The organism is Pseudomonas mandelii (genome assembly GCF_900106065.1).
GTDB classification, from domain to species: Bacteria; Pseudomonadota; Gammaproteobacteria; order Pseudomonadales; family Pseudomonadaceae; genus Aquipseudomonas; species Aquipseudomonas mandelii.
Window position 1 is genome coordinate 5,599,803 of sequence record NZ_LT629796.1, and the last position, 13,467, is coordinate 5,613,269.

The window sequence follows — 13,467 nt, forward strand, 5'->3', positions numbered from 1 at the left end:
TGTAGAGAGTCGGCAGGCGTTGCGGACACAGATTTGTCGCGTAAATGTCACAGCCCCGCTGCCGGCTGACTTCGCTGGCGATCAGCGATAGATGAACCGGTTGACGACGTTCTCGAGCATCTCCTGCCTGCCGCTGACGGCTTGCGGGTTCAGCTCGTTAGCGAATGCATGTTCGGCCAGTGACTGGAGGTTGAAGTCACCCGTCAGCACCGCCTGCCCGAACGGCTGCTGCCAGCCGGAGTAGCGTTGATCCTTGAGTTGCTGCAGTCGGTCGTCTTGAACCATGGTGGCTGCCCGTTCCAGGGACAGGGCAAGAACGTCCATTGCACCGATATGGCCATGGAACAGATCAATCTCATCGAGGCTCTGGCGGCGGACCTTGGAGTCGAAGTTGAATCCGCCATTCATGAACCCGCCGGCCTTGAGAATTTCATAGGTCACCAGGGTCATTTCTTCGACGCTGTTGGGGAACTGGTCGGTGTCCCAACCGTTTTGCGGATCACCGCGGTTGGCGTCGATGCTGCCGAAAATCCCCAGCGAGACGGCCGTCGCAATCTCGTGATGAAAGCTATGGCCTGCCAGGGTTGCGTGGTTGGCCTCGATGTTGACTTTGATTTCCTTTTCCAGACCGAACTGCTGGAGAAAGCCGAAAACGGTCGCGCTGTCGTAATCGTATTGGTGCTTGGTCGGTTCCTGCGGTTTGGGCTCGATCAGCAGGTCGCCTTTGAAGCCGATCTTGTGCTTGTGCTCGACCACCATGCGCATGAAGCGGCCCAGTTGTTCGCGTTCACGTTTCAGATCGGTATTGAGCAAGGTTTCGTAACCTTCGCGACCGCCCCACAACACGTAATTGGAGCCTTTCAGGCGTTGGGTGGCGTTCATGGCGCTGAACACCTGGGCGGCGGCGCAGGCAAACACTTCGGGGTCCGGATTGCTGGCGGCACCGGCGGCAAAGCGTGGGTTGCTGAAACAGTTGGCGGTTCCCCACAGCAGCTTGATTGCGCTGTCTTCCTGATGTCGCTCCAGGTGATCAACCATTTGCGCGAAGTGGTTGCGGTACTCCTTCAGCGAATTGCCCTCCGGGGCGACATCCGTGTCGTGGAAGCAGTAATAGTCGATACCCAGTTTGGAGAAAAACTCGAACGCGGCGGCCGCCTTGTCAATGGCCACCTCCATCGGGTCGCCGGTGTGTTGCCACGGGCGCTTGAAGGTTGCTGCACCGAACACATCGGACCCTGGCCAGACGAAGGTGTGCCAATAACAGGCAGCCATGCGCAGGTGTTCACGCATGGGTTTGCCGAGGATGACTTTGTCGGCGTCGTAGTGCCGGAAGGCGAGAGGCGAGTTGCTGTCAGGGCCTTCGTAGCGAATCTGGTCGACATTGGGGAAGTACGGCATCAGGCAAATGTCCTTGTTGTTCTTTGCGGTGTCCCGATACTAGCAACGGCCCCGTTACCGCTGATTACGAAAATCATCAACACAGGGTGCGATTTTGAGTATTGAGATTCGTCGACCGGGCGCCTAGTCTGTGCCAATCGCCGTCCAGGACGGCTTGCCTCCAGACCATAATAAAAACAATGAAAACCGTACCTCCCGTGCACCGCATCGCGCTGCTGTTCAACGGCAGCAAGATCTATGACCGCGGCATCATCAGCGGCATCGGCAATTACCTGAGCAGCACCCGTGCCTCTTGGGACCTTTTTCTGGAGGAGGATTTTCTCTGTCGCCTGAAAGGCATCGAACGATGGCAGGGGGATGGGATCATTGCCGACTTCGACGATCCGCTGATCGGTGAGGCGTTGGCCGGCATCGAGTTACCCGTGGTGGCGGTAGGCGGTTCTTACGAGGATGAGCGCGCCTATCCGAAAGGTATCCCGTATGTGGCCACCGATAACGACGCCTTGATTACCCTTGCCTACAAGCACTTGATCGAGGCAGGGCTGACACGTTTTGCCTGCTTCAGCCTGCCGGAAGCGCAGGCCAACCGTTGGGCGCAGGAACGGGAAAAATCCTTTCGACGATTGATGCAACGCGATGGTCTGCACGCTGAGGTCTATCGGGGCATGGGCACCAGCGCGCCACTCTGGGACAGCGCCGTCGAGCAGCAGATCGACTGGCTACAGAGCCTGCCCAAACCCATTGGTATCATCGCCGTCAGTGACGCCCGCGCCCGGCAGCTGCTGCAAGCCTGCCTGACCGCCGGAATCGCCGTCCCGGAGCAGGTGGCACTGATTGGCATCGACAACGACCCGTTGACCCGCTGCTTGACCCGGGTCCCCCTGAGTTCGGTCATCCAGGGCACCGAAACCATGGGGCGCACCGCTGCGCGATTGCTGCACCAGATGCTGCACGGCATGCCCTCCACCGGCATGCACATCCTGATACCCCCGGATGCGATCAACGTGCAGGTCTCGAGTTTGCACCAACCCTTGGGCAACCCATATGTCATGCAAGCCCTGCTGTTCATTCGCCAATATGCCTGCCAGGGCATCAAGTCCGCGCAAGTGGCGGCCTACGTGGGGGTGTCTCGCTCATCGCTGGAATCGCACTTTCGCGATGTGCGAGGCTGCAGCGTCCACGACGAGATCCTGGGTTTCAAATTGGCAGCCGCCACCAACGGGCTGGAGAACACCGATTCAGCCATCGCCGACATCGCGCGCAGTTGCGGCTTCAAATCGGCGCAGTACCTGCACACCGTTTTTCGCCGCGAGTTTGGGTGTACGCCCCGTGAATACCAGCAGGGCGCCAGATAGCGACGCGAGGCGTGTTTGGTCAATTGCTGTGGGTTGCGACTGCGACCGTCAATTGCCTCCCTTTCTTTGCAAGGTCGGCGATACCGCCGCCCGCTGTCAGTGTTCTCATTGCCTTATCCGATTGGCGCTGTGACCGGAGCGATCACTCCATGCGCCGCGAGGATGAGATCGGCTGCTCGCTCGCCAATGACGACGCAAGGAGCCATGGTGTTGCCAACGGTGATTCGCGGCATGATCGAGGCATCGGCGATCCGCAGTTTCTCGATGCCATACACGCGGAGTTGATGGTCGACCACCGACATCGCATCTCGGCCCATTTTCGCGGTGCAGGACTGGTGCCAGTAGGACACTGCAGAATTGCGCATGAACTGGTGCATGGCGCGGTGATCTTTTGGCCCGGGGACCACCTCGCGCTTTACCAACCCATTGAAGGCTTCGCTGTTGCCGATTGCCCGGCAGAGGTCGATCGACGCAAACGCCGACGCAATGTCCTCGGGTGCGCTCAGCGAGTTCGGCTCAATCAGCGGTGCATCCAATGGCCCGGCGCCCGATAGGCGCAAGCGTCCTCGACTGAGAGGCCTGGCCAGCCCTGCGAACGTCGTCCAACCCTGTTGCGGCGGCGGGATACCCACTTCAGCCGGGGAGGGCACCGCAAATTCAAGCTGACAGTGCAGCAGGTCTGGGGAGTCCAGGCGACTGTCGCTTTTCCAGTACACAGTGGTTTCACAACCACCGCCGCCCACAGCTTGGGGTCGCAAGTATTCCCAGGTACAGGCAAAGGCAATATGGTCCTGAAGATTCTGACCCACGCCGGGAAGGTGACTGATCGGAACGATGCCATGGGTGCGCAGTTCGCGCTCCGGGCCGATTCCTGACTGCATGAGCACCTTGGGCGTATTCACTGCGCCCAGGGACAAGACGACTTCGGCTTCGGCATAGAAGCAGTGGCGTTGACCTTCGATTATCACTTCGACACCGACCGCCCGTGAGCCGTCAAGAAGAACACGGGCCACCAATGCGCCGGTGAGAACCGTCAGATTCGGTTGGTTCAGCAGTGGCCGGATATAGGAATCGAAAACGGACTCGCGCCTGCCCTGATTGATGCGCAGATCGGTGATCGCGGCCCCGCCCGGGCCTTCCATCATCGCGCCGTTGGGACTGTCATATCGGGGAATACCGAGACGGCTGGCCGCTTCCAGTATTGCCTTGGCGAGGGGCTGAGGCGTAGCCGGCTGCTCGACATGCACGGGGCCACCAGAACCCCGCCGTGCGGCATCCGGGCTGCCGTGCCAGTTCTCGATCCTCCGGTAATAATCCAGTACCGAATCGTATCCCCAGGCAGCGTCGCCGGACTCGGCAGCGAAGTGATCCCAGTCCGATCGATGCCCGCGTGCCCAGACCATCACGTTGATGCTGGATCCACCCCCGAGCCCCTTGCCCATGTTCAAGGAAAGACGACGACCGTTGAGGTGGGGATTGGCTTGTCCTTCGAATGCCCAGTCGCGCTCCGAACCGAGGTTCAGCGGCCACTGCGCGGGTTCTACAACCTCTGGGCCGTTGTATTCGTTGCCTGCTTCAATCAATAACACGCGTGCGTTGGACTGTTGGGCAAGGCGGGCAGCAACCACGCAGCCCGCCGTGCCTGCGCCACACACGATGAAGTCGTAGTTGCGCTCACTCAGATGATTCATGCGTCCGTTCCGTATCGATGCAGCGGTTGAGTTCTGGGTTATTAGTGGCGCCGCACGCAGCAATCACTGCTCGCCGACTTTTTTCACTGCCTCGAGAATCACCTTGGCCACTTCGGCTGGCTGCGACTGCTGGGGGACATGGCTGGTGCGCAGCTCCGCCAGGGTGGCGCCGATACGCTTGGCGGCAGAGCGCTGGACATCGGGATGGATCATCCGGTCCTCGGTGGCGAGCAGATACCACGACGGTTTGGTCTTCCAGGCCGAAACGGTCGTTTTATCCTCGAACGCGGAGGCTTTGATGGGGCCTTGCGTCGCGGTCATCACGGCGGTCTGCGTCGCAGGGAGGTCCTGGGCGAAGTCCTTTGCCATGCCTTCTGGCGTCAAATAGAGGAAACCGTTGCCGTCAGCCTTGATCTGGCTGATGCCCGGAGGCGTGGGCGCGCCTTTTCCTTGCTCGCCGCTTGTTTGACCGGCATCAGGCGCGAAGGCGGCGACGTACACCAGGGCGCGGACTTTTTCGTCGCTGCCGGCCTGAGTAATCACGGTGCCGCCCCAGGAGTGACCGACCAGAACGACCGGGCCTGGCTGATTGTTCAAGGTTCTTTGCGTCGCGGCGACGTCGTCGGCAAGCGAGGTGAGCGGGTTTTGCACGACCGAAACTGCAACCCCTTTGGCCTGAAGAAGCGGCACGACCTTGGCCCAATCGGAGCCGTCGGCGAATGCGCCGTGTACGATGACCACCGAAGGCGTTGTATCTTTGGCCTGACTGACACCCGCGACCAATGTGCTTGCAAGGGCAAAGGCGACGGTGGCGGCTTTCGATCTGAATGTTTTCATTTGCATCAGCTCCTGTGTGGGAGCTCAAATTCTGCTGACTGGCCTGCTTCGTGGGCATCGGTCATTTATCCGACCCAAGGCATTTTTTCATGGATAGCGCGTTGCACCTGGACATCTCATTGAGCGGAGCGTTGCGGGCGATCGGCCAGGTCGGGGACCTCAGCATGGGACAGCCTCTCGGGCATTCCCGACGCGTTGCCGCACTGGCGCGGAGGTTGGCGCAGGCCGCACACGGCGAGGGCGAGCATCAGAGGGTAGCGGAGCAGGTCGCCTTGCTGCGCTGGTCAGGTTGCACCGCCAACGCCGAAGGGTTTGCAAATCTGCTGGGTGATGACGTCGATGGCCGCCGTGCGATGCTCGATCTGACCCTGAGCAAAGAGAAGATGAACGCGGTGCATCAGGCGGTCCCGCTTGCCGTGGTGCACTGCGAGGTCTCTGGCGAAGTCGCGAGAACCCTCGAACTGGGTGCCGCTGTCGAGGCCGGCTTGTGCGGCGTATTCGAAACCTACGATGGGACTGGCCGACCGCTGGGCTTGACCCATGAACACATTCCGGAGGTTGCCTATCAGGTGGTGCTTGCAGGTGATCTGGATATTCTCAGTCGAGCACATGGCCTCGACGCGGCGCTGCGCTGGATTCGCGACCAGTCGGATCGGCGTTATCCCGCCTCCCTCGCGTCGTTGCTCATGGATAACGCCAGGGAGTGGCTGGCAGACCTGGAAGGCCTCTCGCAACACCCGGCCGACGCGCAGGCCGAACGTTCGGTCTCGCTGACATTAGTGGGGGACGTGATTGACTTGAAGCTACCCTGGCTGGCGGGGCACTCGCGACGGGTGGCGCATGTCGCGATGGAGGCTGCACGTTCGTGGGGGCTAGATGAACCCTCCCTGACTGCGATCGGCAAGGCAGCGCTCGTTTACGGTCTCGGCCGGGCAGCCGTTTCCAACCAGCTCTGGAATACCGCCGGGGCGCTTTCTTATAGCGCCGTGGAGCGGGTGCACCTCGTCCCCTACTGGACGCAGCAGGCGCTGAGGCCTATCAGTGAGCTGGCCGTGTCTGCGGAGATTGCAGCCCATGCTTACGAACGGCTGAATGGCAGTGGTTATTTTCGAGGCGTGATGGGTGATGCACTGTGTGCCGAGCACCGACTGTTCGCCACCTCCGTGGCCTGGGTCGCACTAAGGGAAGCCCGGCCATGGAGGACGGCCTATGGCGAATCGGAGGCGGCCAGACTGCTCGCACAGGATGCCGCCGGTGGCTTGTTCGACAAGGATGTTTGTGACGCGGTTATCGCCGCTGCCCGTGGCGAGCGGCGGGCTCATCAGCCGAAGGGCTCGTTACTCACCGCACGCGAGTGTGACGTGCTCCTGGAAATCAGCCGCGGCGCTAGTAACAAGCAGGTGGCGCGACTGCTGGACATCAGTCCGAGCACTGTTCGCACCCACATGGAAAGCATATTTCGCAAATTGGAATGCTCGACCCGAGCCGCCGCGACCCTGAAAGGATTGACGCTGGGTTTGATCGCCTGATGCCGAGTAGCGCCAGGTTAATCAGTGCGTGAGGCTCGTTTGTACAATCGATGGGCGACGTTTACGCGGGTCCATCTTTGGCGGGCGGATTGGCGCGAGCCAGGGCGATGAATGCCTTGATCGCGGCGGAGGGGTTGCGGCGGTTCGGGTAGTACAGGCAGAGCTTGTCTCTGGGCGGCGTCCAATCTTCCAATACCCGCTCGAACTGTCCGGCCTCGATTTCATCCCGAACGTCCTGCTCCATGAAAAAGCCGAGCCCCATGCTTTCCTGCACCGCTGCTTTGACGACGCTCGGTTCATCAAGCGTGAGCGGCCCGCTCACATCGAGCCTGGTCACTTCTCCATCTCGCTCGAAATGCCACGGGAAAATCGCCCCATTGGGCAGACGGACACGCACGCACCGATGGTTGAGCAGATCAGGCGGTGTCCGTGGCCTGCCGTATTGGTCGAAGTACGCCGGTGTACCGACCACGGCGTACCGTTGCGGCAGGCCGAGGGGGATCACGATCATATCGCTCGGCACGAGGCTCGCGGAACGTACGCCGAAATCGAAGCCATCAGCGACGATATCCACCAGGCGGCCTTCGGTGACAAGGTCGATGTGTACCTTCGGATGATGCCGCAAGAATTCCACCACCAATGGCAGGAGTGCTGCGCGAGCAGCGCTGGCGAACGCATTGATGCGCAGCGTACCCGAAGGGCCGGCATTGTGGGATCGCACCGCGTCGAGCGCCGCGCGCAAATCCTGCAGCGCCGGCCCCACCTGCTCCAGAAAAATCCTGCCGGCCTCGGTGACGGCCACGCTGCGGGTCGTGCGATTGAACAACCGCGTTTCGAGGCTTGCTTCCAGTTTAGCGATGGTGCTGCTTAACGCGGTGGTTGAGACATTCAGATCGATGGCGGCTTGTCGAAACGAAGCCCTGCGGGCAACCGCTATAACGGCGTCCAGCTCGCTCAGGCCTAAACGAGGGTCTGACATGAATTGTCCTGTATTATGGGATAGGTCATAAAGTTTATCCCAGTTGAGCAAACTATCAGTCAGGTCGCAAGATCACTCCAGGTAATCCATCCAGGAGATCAGCAAATGAGCCTTCAGCTTCCCGTCGCCGTTGAGACGTACTTCGATGTCAGCAATGGCGGCGACCTATCACAACTTGCGAGCTGCTTCTGCTCGCATGCCAGGGTGTTCGATGAAAACAAAACGCATGAAGGCATTCAGGCCATCGACGTCTGGCAGAAGGAGGTCCGGCGGGCTTTCTCTTTTGAAGTCCAACCTCTGCAGGCAATGCAGGGAGAGGGCAGGCTGACCGTCATTGCACGGCTTACCGGCCGTTTTCCCGGTAGCCCGGTCCAGCTGAGTCACGTCTTCACACTGGAGAGCGATCGCATAGCCTCCTTGGAGATCACGCCATGCTGAACCTTGGCTTGAGTGGTAAGCGAGTCCTCGTCACCGGAGGCACCAAGGGCATCGGGAAGGCCGTGGTCGACCTGTTCCTGGGCGAGGGCGCGAAGGTGATTACCTCTGCTCGGGAGCCAAACAGTGCCCTGCCGGATGGCCTGTTGGTTCTGGCCGATCTTTCGACCCGGGAAGGCTGTGATGCAGTCATCGCCGCGACCCGACAGCGACTGGGCAGTGTGGACATCATCATCCATGTCCTGGGTGGTTCGTCGGCACCTGGCGGCGGCTTCGCTGCACTGGACGAAGAGCAGTGGCAACGTGAGCTCAATCTGAATCTGTTTCCGGCCGTGCGCCTGGATCGTGCCTTGCTCCCGGATATGCTGGAGCGAAAGGAAGGGGTCATCCTCCACGTGACCTCCATCCAGAGTCGGCTGCCTCTGCCGGACGCTACGACAGCCTACGCAGCGGCCAAGGCTGCGCTTTCGACTTACAGCAAGAGTTTATCGAAAGAGGTTTCGCCCAAAGGCGTCCGTGTTGTCCGGGTTTCGCCGGGCTGGGTTGAAACCGAAGCCTCGGTCGCATTGGCCGAGCGACTCGCGCAGGAGGCAGGGACTGACTATCAAGGCGGCAAGCAGATCATCATGGACGCACTAGGGGGCATCCCGCTCGGGCGCCCATCGACGCCGTCAGAGGTTGCCGACCTGATTGGCTTTCTGGCTTCGCCTCGAGCTTCATCTATCACGGGCAGTGAGTTTGTCATCGACGGCGGAACGGTGCCGACTGTCTAGCCGTCTTTTTCGCGCGAATTTGCCGAATGCCGAAACCAGCGACCAGCGCGTGTTCACTGCCAGTGGACATTTGGCGGATGTCCGCTTGGCCGTTAGCTGCATTTCATCATTGGCAGCTACCGACCCCGGCATTCGCCCCCTCGGAATCGGGCATCAGGACGGGACAATTTGCCTGATTGAGCTACTGTCTAATCACATTACCGCAGGCCACAGCGCTATGAGCAATTCGGATTCTTTGCCTCCCGTCCCTGAACCGGGCCGGATTGCACGTCGCGGTGTCGGTAACGAAACCGGGTGGGGTCGCTGGCTTCCTGGACTTCGCACGCTACGCGGGTACCGGGTTGCCTGGTTGCGTCACGACATCATGGCCGGGCTGGTGCTCACCACGATGTTGGTGCCCGTTGGCATCGCCTACGCCGTGGCATCGGGCGTGCCCGGCATCTACGGCCTCTATGCGACCATCGTTCCTCTGATCGCTTACGCGTTGTTTGGGCCCAGCCGAATTCTGGTGCTTGGCCCGGATTCTTCACTGGCCGCCGTTATTCTCGCGGTCGTCCTGCCCCTTTCGGGCGGCGATCCACAACGCGCCATCGCACTGGCGGGCATGATGGCGATCGTTTCAGGAACGGTGTGCATCCTGGCGGGTATCATGCGCTTAGGGTTCATTACGGAGTTGCTGTCCAAACCGATCCGTTACGGGTACATGAACGGCATCGCGCTGACTGTACTCATCAGCCAATTACCAAAGCTCTTCGGTTTTTCGATTGAGTCCGACGGCCCGCTGAGAAACATATGGGCTGTCGTCACTGCGGTGATGGAAGGAAAGACCAACTGGACCGCATTCATGATCGGCGCAGCCACCTTGATCGTGATCCTGCTACTCAAGGATTACAAACGCGTGCCGAGCATCTTGATTGCAGTGGCAGGCGCCACTGTCGCTGTCGGTATGCTGGACCTTGGTACACGCGCGGGGGTGTCGGTACTCGGTTCGCTTCCACAAGGTTTACCGGAGTTGACCATCCCCTGGATCACCCGAGCCGATATTATCCCCGTGCTCATCGGCGGCTGCGCCGTCGCACTTGTGTCGTTCGCCGACACCAGTGTGCTCTCTCGTGTCTATGCAGCACGGACCAGAACCCACGTCGATCCGAACCAGGAGATGGCAGGGCTAGGTTTTGCCAATCTGGCGGCCGGATTTTTTCAAGGCTTTCCGATCAGTAGCAGTTCCTCTCGTACCCCTGTCGCCGAAGCTGCGGGCGCCAAAACCCAGTTGACCGGCGTTGTCGGCGCATTGGCCGTGGCCCTGCTGCTGATGGTGGGGCCGGACCTGTTGCAGAGTTTGCCCAGCAGTGCATTGGCAGCGGTGGTGATCGCGTCGGCCATCGGTCTGATTGAAGTCGCTGACCTGCGACGCATTTATCGCATCCAGCGCTGGGAGTTCTGGTTGTCGATCGTCTGCACTGTCGGCGTGGCTGTGTTCGGCGCAATCGAGGGCATCGGCCTGGCCATCGTAGTCGCCGTCATCGAATTTCTGTGGGATGGTTGGCGGCCGTATTCCGCAGTGCTGGGACAAGCCAAGGGGGTCAAGGGCTACCACGATATCCAGCGCTATCCCGACGCAAGCCTCATCCCCGGCCTGGTGCTGTTTCGCTGGGATGCGCCGTTGTTTTTCGCCAACGCCGAGCTGTTCAATGACCGCGTGCTGGACGCAGTGGCGGCATCGCCAACGCCCGTGCGCTGGTTAGTCGTTGCAGCGGAACCCGTCACCAGTGTCGACGTCACTTCTTCCGACATGCTATTGGAGCTGGACGAAACCCTACGCGCAGCAGGCATCAAGTTGTGCATGGCCGAGATGAAGGACCCGGTCAAAGACAAGCTGAAGCGATTCGGTCTTTTCGCGCGACTTGGCGAAACAGCATTCTTTCCCACCATTGACGATGCCGTCGACAGCTACCTGGTGATCCATTCGAGGGATGGGGCAGGGCAGGACGAGACACGCTGAGTGGCGATCGTGCTCGAGCGACTGCTATTGGGCCTGCAGCAGTCGCTTGCGAGTTGCAGAATCGGCGATAAGCGGTCCGCCTGCGTCCAGGGTGATGCCTCTGCATGCAGATAGGATCTCTGCCTATCGGCACTCCGACTTCCGCTACGACCTACCGATTTGAAATAACTTGCAAACCTTGCGTGATTGAGAAACCCCACACGCCTCTCTAGATTTGAACTCGCAATGCCGGGCCCCTCTGACAGCTAACCGCTGCCATGTCGGAGTTGCAGTTTGTATAACTTCGACACCTAGAGGAGGGGCTCATGACTGCCCTGGAACCGTTCTTCCTGGCCGAGTTTCTCGGCACCGCCACTTGGTTGTGGCTCGCCTTTATCAGCATCGTAATAGGCCTGTTGGTGTTCGACCTCGGGGTGTTGCACCGTGAGCAGCGAGAAATCGGTGTTCGTGAAAGTCTGCTGCTGTCAGCCGGCTATATCACGGCCGGTTTGCTGTTCGGCCTCTGGGTCTGGCAGATCAAAGGCGGTGACGCCGGAATGGATTTCTACACCGGCTTTCTGATCGAGAAATCGTTGTCGATGGACAACGTATTCCTGATGGCAATGATCTTCAGCTTTCTCGCAATCCCCCGTAAGTATCAACACGAGGTGCTGTTCTGGGGCATTCTCGGTGTCATCGTGCTGCGCGCGATCATGATTGCCCTGGGGGCGGCGCTGATCGCCGAGTTCAGCTGGATTCTCTATGTGTTCGGCATTTTCCTGCTGCTGACCGGCGTGAAGATGCTGTTCAGCAAGGTCGATGCCCACCCGAACCTCAGCGAAAACCTGCTGGTGAAGTTTCTGCGCAGACACATGCGGGTGACCGAGCGACTGCATGAAGGGCGCTTCTTCGTCCGCCAGGCGGACGCCAGCGGCAAGTCCGTGGTCTGGGTGACGCCGTTGTTCCTGGCCCTGGTGCTGATCGAGTGTGCCGACCTGGTGTTCGCCGTGGACAGTGTGCCGGCGATCTTCGCCATTACCCAAGACCCCTTCATTGTCTACACCTCCAACATCTTTGCCATCCTTGGTCTGCGTGCGTTGTATTTCGCTTTGGCGGCGATGATTCACCGTTTCGCCTACCTCAAGTACGCGCTGGCACTGGTGCTGGTGTTTATCGGTGCCAAGATCTTCCTGGTCGGCATCATCGGCAAGATTCCGGCGGTCATTTCCTTGAGCGTGACCCTGGGGTTGCTGCTGAGCGGTGTGCTGCTGTCGCTGTGGAAAACCCGCGATCAGGCCTCTGCTGGCCCGCAGGTGTAAATCCCCAAAGGTGGCGGCCAGCACCTCTTGTTCGCCTCAGTTTCAACCGAAACTGACGCCCAAATCCGTCGACCACTGGGTGTCAGTGTCGGTGTCCTGTGCCGTGTTCAAGACGGGCGGTTCTGGCAAGAGCAGTGGCAAGGCGCACATAAACGTAGCGCCTTGTCCCTTGATGCTCGTGGCCCAGATCCTGCCGTGATGAAATTCGATGATCGAGCGGCAAATAGACAGCCCTATGCCCAGCCCTTCAGCCTTGGTGGTCTAGAACGGGTTGAACAGTAACGGCAAATCGGCGACATCAATGCCTTCGCCGCTGTCATTGACTTCTATGATCACTTCGTTGCGCTCAACCCTCGTGCAAATGTTCAGCGAGCGCGCTCCTTCACACAGATTGCCCATGGCCTGGCAGGCGTTCATGACGAGATTGATGATGACTTGTTGCAACTGCACGCGATCGCCATTGATGCGAGCGTCGGCGGCATCCAGCAACAAATGCTGTTTGATGTGTTTATGACTCATCTCATGCTGAACCAGCAGCAGAGTGTCAGTCACGATTTTGTCGAAGGCATGATGTTGACGTTGTGGGACGCACTTCTTCGACAACGCACGGTCACCAGCGAGACAAGGCACCTGATGTAGCCAACAATGCTGCCTGTGGCTTGGTAGAAGTAATCGATGATGAAACTGCCGGTGACCAGGAGGAAGCAGAACAGCGCGACAATGGTCACTATCCGGATCGAAAAAACATGCGCCGACATGAACAGCAGGGTGATGTAGAGCACGGCATGCGCGAGATCCGAGTCAATCAAAAGATTGATGACGGAGATAGTGGCGATTGTTGAACCGCAGGTCGGGGCGTATGTAGCGCAGGATCAACAAGCCAAACCCCAGCGCCAGGAAGCCATAGACACCGAACAGGGCAGCGTGGGCATGTAGCGGGGTGGTGTTCAAACCTTGTATGTAGAACAGCGCGATTGGCGGGTTGATCAGGAAACCGAAGACTCCGGCACCGAGCATGTTCCAGAAGGCGCAGGCCACGAAAAACTGTAATGGCCAACGCACGCGTTCCATCCACGGGGCGCGGTCGCGCAGACGCCCGTTTTCCCCAGGCCAACTCAGTTTCCCACTCAAGTCGTTGGTTTCGACTACAGTGGTAAGACTCTGCATAAA

12 protein-coding genes and 1 pseudogene are annotated in these 13,467 nt (G+C 59.6%); 6 read left to right on the plus strand and 7 right to left on the minus strand.

Features of this window, described 5'->3' with window-relative positions:
• Positions 1 to 81 precede the first annotated feature (81 nt).
• Positions 82 to 1,398, minus strand: a complete 1,317-nt coding sequence (gene xylA / locus BLU63_RS26015; protein ID WP_083376606.1) for a xylose isomerase — start codon at positions 1,396 to 1,398, stop codon at positions 82 to 84.
• 179 nt (positions 1,399 to 1,577) lie between these two features.
• Between xylA and BLU63_RS26020 the strand changes: the two genes are divergently transcribed.
• The gene (locus tag BLU63_RS26020) at positions 1,578 to 2,753 is read left to right on the plus strand and encodes a XylR family transcriptional regulator (RefSeq protein ID WP_083376607.1); all 1,176 of its coding nucleotides are present in this window, start codon (positions 1,578 to 1,580) and stop codon (positions 2,751 to 2,753) included.
• A 113-nt stretch (positions 2,754 to 2,866) separates the two neighbouring features.
• Here BLU63_RS26020 and BLU63_RS26025 read toward each other — a convergent pair whose 3' ends face one another.
• Both BLU63_RS26025 and BLU63_RS26030 read right to left on the minus strand, forming a co-directional pair.
• Positions 2,867 to 4,444 (minus strand): GMC family oxidoreductase, encoded by a 1,578-nt coding sequence (locus BLU63_RS26025; RefSeq protein ID WP_083376608.1) that lies wholly within the window; start codon positions 4,442 to 4,444, stop codon positions 2,867 to 2,869.
• 63 nt (positions 4,445 to 4,507) lie between these two features.
• Complete coding sequence (locus tag BLU63_RS26030) at positions 4,508 to 5,281, minus strand: alpha/beta hydrolase (RefSeq protein WP_077747721.1); 774 nt, start codon at positions 5,279 to 5,281, stop codon at positions 4,508 to 4,510.
• An 89-nt stretch (positions 5,282 to 5,370) separates the two neighbouring features.
• Between BLU63_RS26030 and BLU63_RS26035 the strand changes: the two genes are divergently transcribed.
• On the plus strand, positions 5,371 to 6,810 hold the full coding sequence (locus tag BLU63_RS26035) for an HD domain-containing phosphohydrolase (RefSeq protein WP_010460792.1): 1,440 nt from the start codon (positions 5,371 to 5,373) through the stop codon (positions 6,808 to 6,810).
• A 61-nt stretch (positions 6,811 to 6,871) separates the two neighbouring features.
• Here BLU63_RS26035 and BLU63_RS26040 read toward each other — a convergent pair whose 3' ends face one another.
• Positions 6,872 to 7,789: a LysR family transcriptional regulator gene (locus BLU63_RS26040; protein ID WP_083376609.1), complete on the minus strand. Its 918-nt coding sequence runs from the start codon at positions 7,787 to 7,789 to the stop codon at positions 6,872 to 6,874.
• A 105-nt stretch (positions 7,790 to 7,894) separates the two neighbouring features.
• Between BLU63_RS26040 and BLU63_RS26045 the strand changes: the two genes are divergently transcribed.
• The 4 genes from BLU63_RS26045 (at position 7,895) to BLU63_RS26060 (ending at position 12,297) form a co-directional block, all read left to right on the plus strand.
• On the plus strand, positions 7,895 to 8,227 hold the full coding sequence (locus BLU63_RS26045; protein ID WP_083376610.1) for a nuclear transport factor 2 family protein: 333 nt from the start codon (positions 7,895 to 7,897) through the stop codon (positions 8,225 to 8,227).
• The gene (locus BLU63_RS26050; protein WP_083376611.1) at positions 8,221 to 8,997 is read left to right on the plus strand and encodes an SDR family oxidoreductase; all 777 of its coding nucleotides are present in this window, start codon (positions 8,221 to 8,223) and stop codon (positions 8,995 to 8,997) included. Before BLU63_RS26045 ends, BLU63_RS26050 begins: the two co-directional genes overlap by 7 nt.
• 217 nt (positions 8,998 to 9,214) lie before the next feature.
• Entirely contained in the window at positions 9,215 to 10,999 is a 1,785-nt protein-coding gene (locus BLU63_RS26055; RefSeq protein WP_042932019.1) for a SulP family inorganic anion transporter, read from the plus strand.
• A 305-nt stretch (positions 11,000 to 11,304) separates the two neighbouring features.
• Positions 11,305 to 12,297, plus strand: coding sequence for a TerC family protein (locus tag BLU63_RS26060; protein ID WP_083376612.1), 993 nt, complete (start codon positions 11,305 to 11,307; stop codon positions 12,295 to 12,297).
• Positions 12,298 to 12,339: 42 nt separating this feature from the next.
• On the opposite strand, the pseudogene BLU63_RS33440 reads toward BLU63_RS26060, so the two are convergent.
• The 3 genes and pseudogenes from BLU63_RS33440 to BLU63_RS26080 form a co-directional block, all read right to left on the minus strand.
• Positions 12,340 to 12,816 (minus strand): annotated as a pseudogene (locus tag BLU63_RS33440) (sensor histidine kinase).
• A 29-nt stretch (positions 12,817 to 12,845) separates the two neighbouring features.
• Positions 12,846 to 13,079: a hypothetical protein gene (locus tag BLU63_RS26075; protein WP_083376615.1), complete on the minus strand. Its 234-nt coding sequence runs from the start codon at positions 13,077 to 13,079 to the stop codon at positions 12,846 to 12,848.
• A 19-nt stretch (positions 13,080 to 13,098) separates the two neighbouring features.
• The gene (locus BLU63_RS26080) at positions 13,099 to 13,359 is read right to left on the minus strand and encodes a cbb3-type cytochrome c oxidase subunit I (protein ID WP_231990913.1); all 261 of its coding nucleotides are present in this window, start codon (positions 13,357 to 13,359) and stop codon (positions 13,099 to 13,101) included.
• Between the last annotated feature and the right edge of the window lie 108 nt (positions 13,360 to 13,467).

Coding starts and splice junctions, on each gene's coding strand:
- xylA (WP_083376606.1), bottom strand. CDS start 1,398: ATGCCGTACTTCCCCAATGTCGACCAGATTCGCTACGAAGGCCCTGAC.
- BLU63_RS26020 (WP_083376607.1), top strand. CDS start 1,578: ATGAAAACCGTACCTCCCGTGCACCGCATCGCGCTGCTGTTCAACGGC.
- BLU63_RS26025 (WP_083376608.1), bottom strand. CDS start 4,444: ATGAATCATCTGAGTGAGCGCAACTACGACTTCATCGTGTGTGGCGCA.
- BLU63_RS26030 (WP_077747721.1), bottom strand. CDS start 5,281: ATGAAAACATTCAGATCGAAAGCCGCCACCGTCGCCTTTGCCCTTGCA.
- BLU63_RS26035 (WP_010460792.1), top strand. CDS start 5,371: ATGGATAGCGCGTTGCACCTGGACATCTCATTGAGCGGAGCGTTGCGG.
- BLU63_RS26040 (WP_083376609.1), bottom strand. CDS start 7,789: ATGTCAGACCCTCGTTTAGGCCTGAGCGAGCTGGACGCCGTTATAGCG.
- BLU63_RS26045 (WP_083376610.1), top strand. CDS start 7,895: ATGAGCCTTCAGCTTCCCGTCGCCGTTGAGACGTACTTCGATGTCAGC.
- BLU63_RS26050 (WP_083376611.1), top strand. CDS start 8,221: ATGCTGAACCTTGGCTTGAGTGGTAAGCGAGTCCTCGTCACCGGAGGC.
- BLU63_RS26055 (WP_042932019.1), top strand. CDS start 9,215: ATGAGCAATTCGGATTCTTTGCCTCCCGTCCCTGAACCGGGCCGGATT.
- BLU63_RS26060 (WP_083376612.1), top strand. CDS start 11,305: ATGACTGCCCTGGAACCGTTCTTCCTGGCCGAGTTTCTCGGCACCGCC.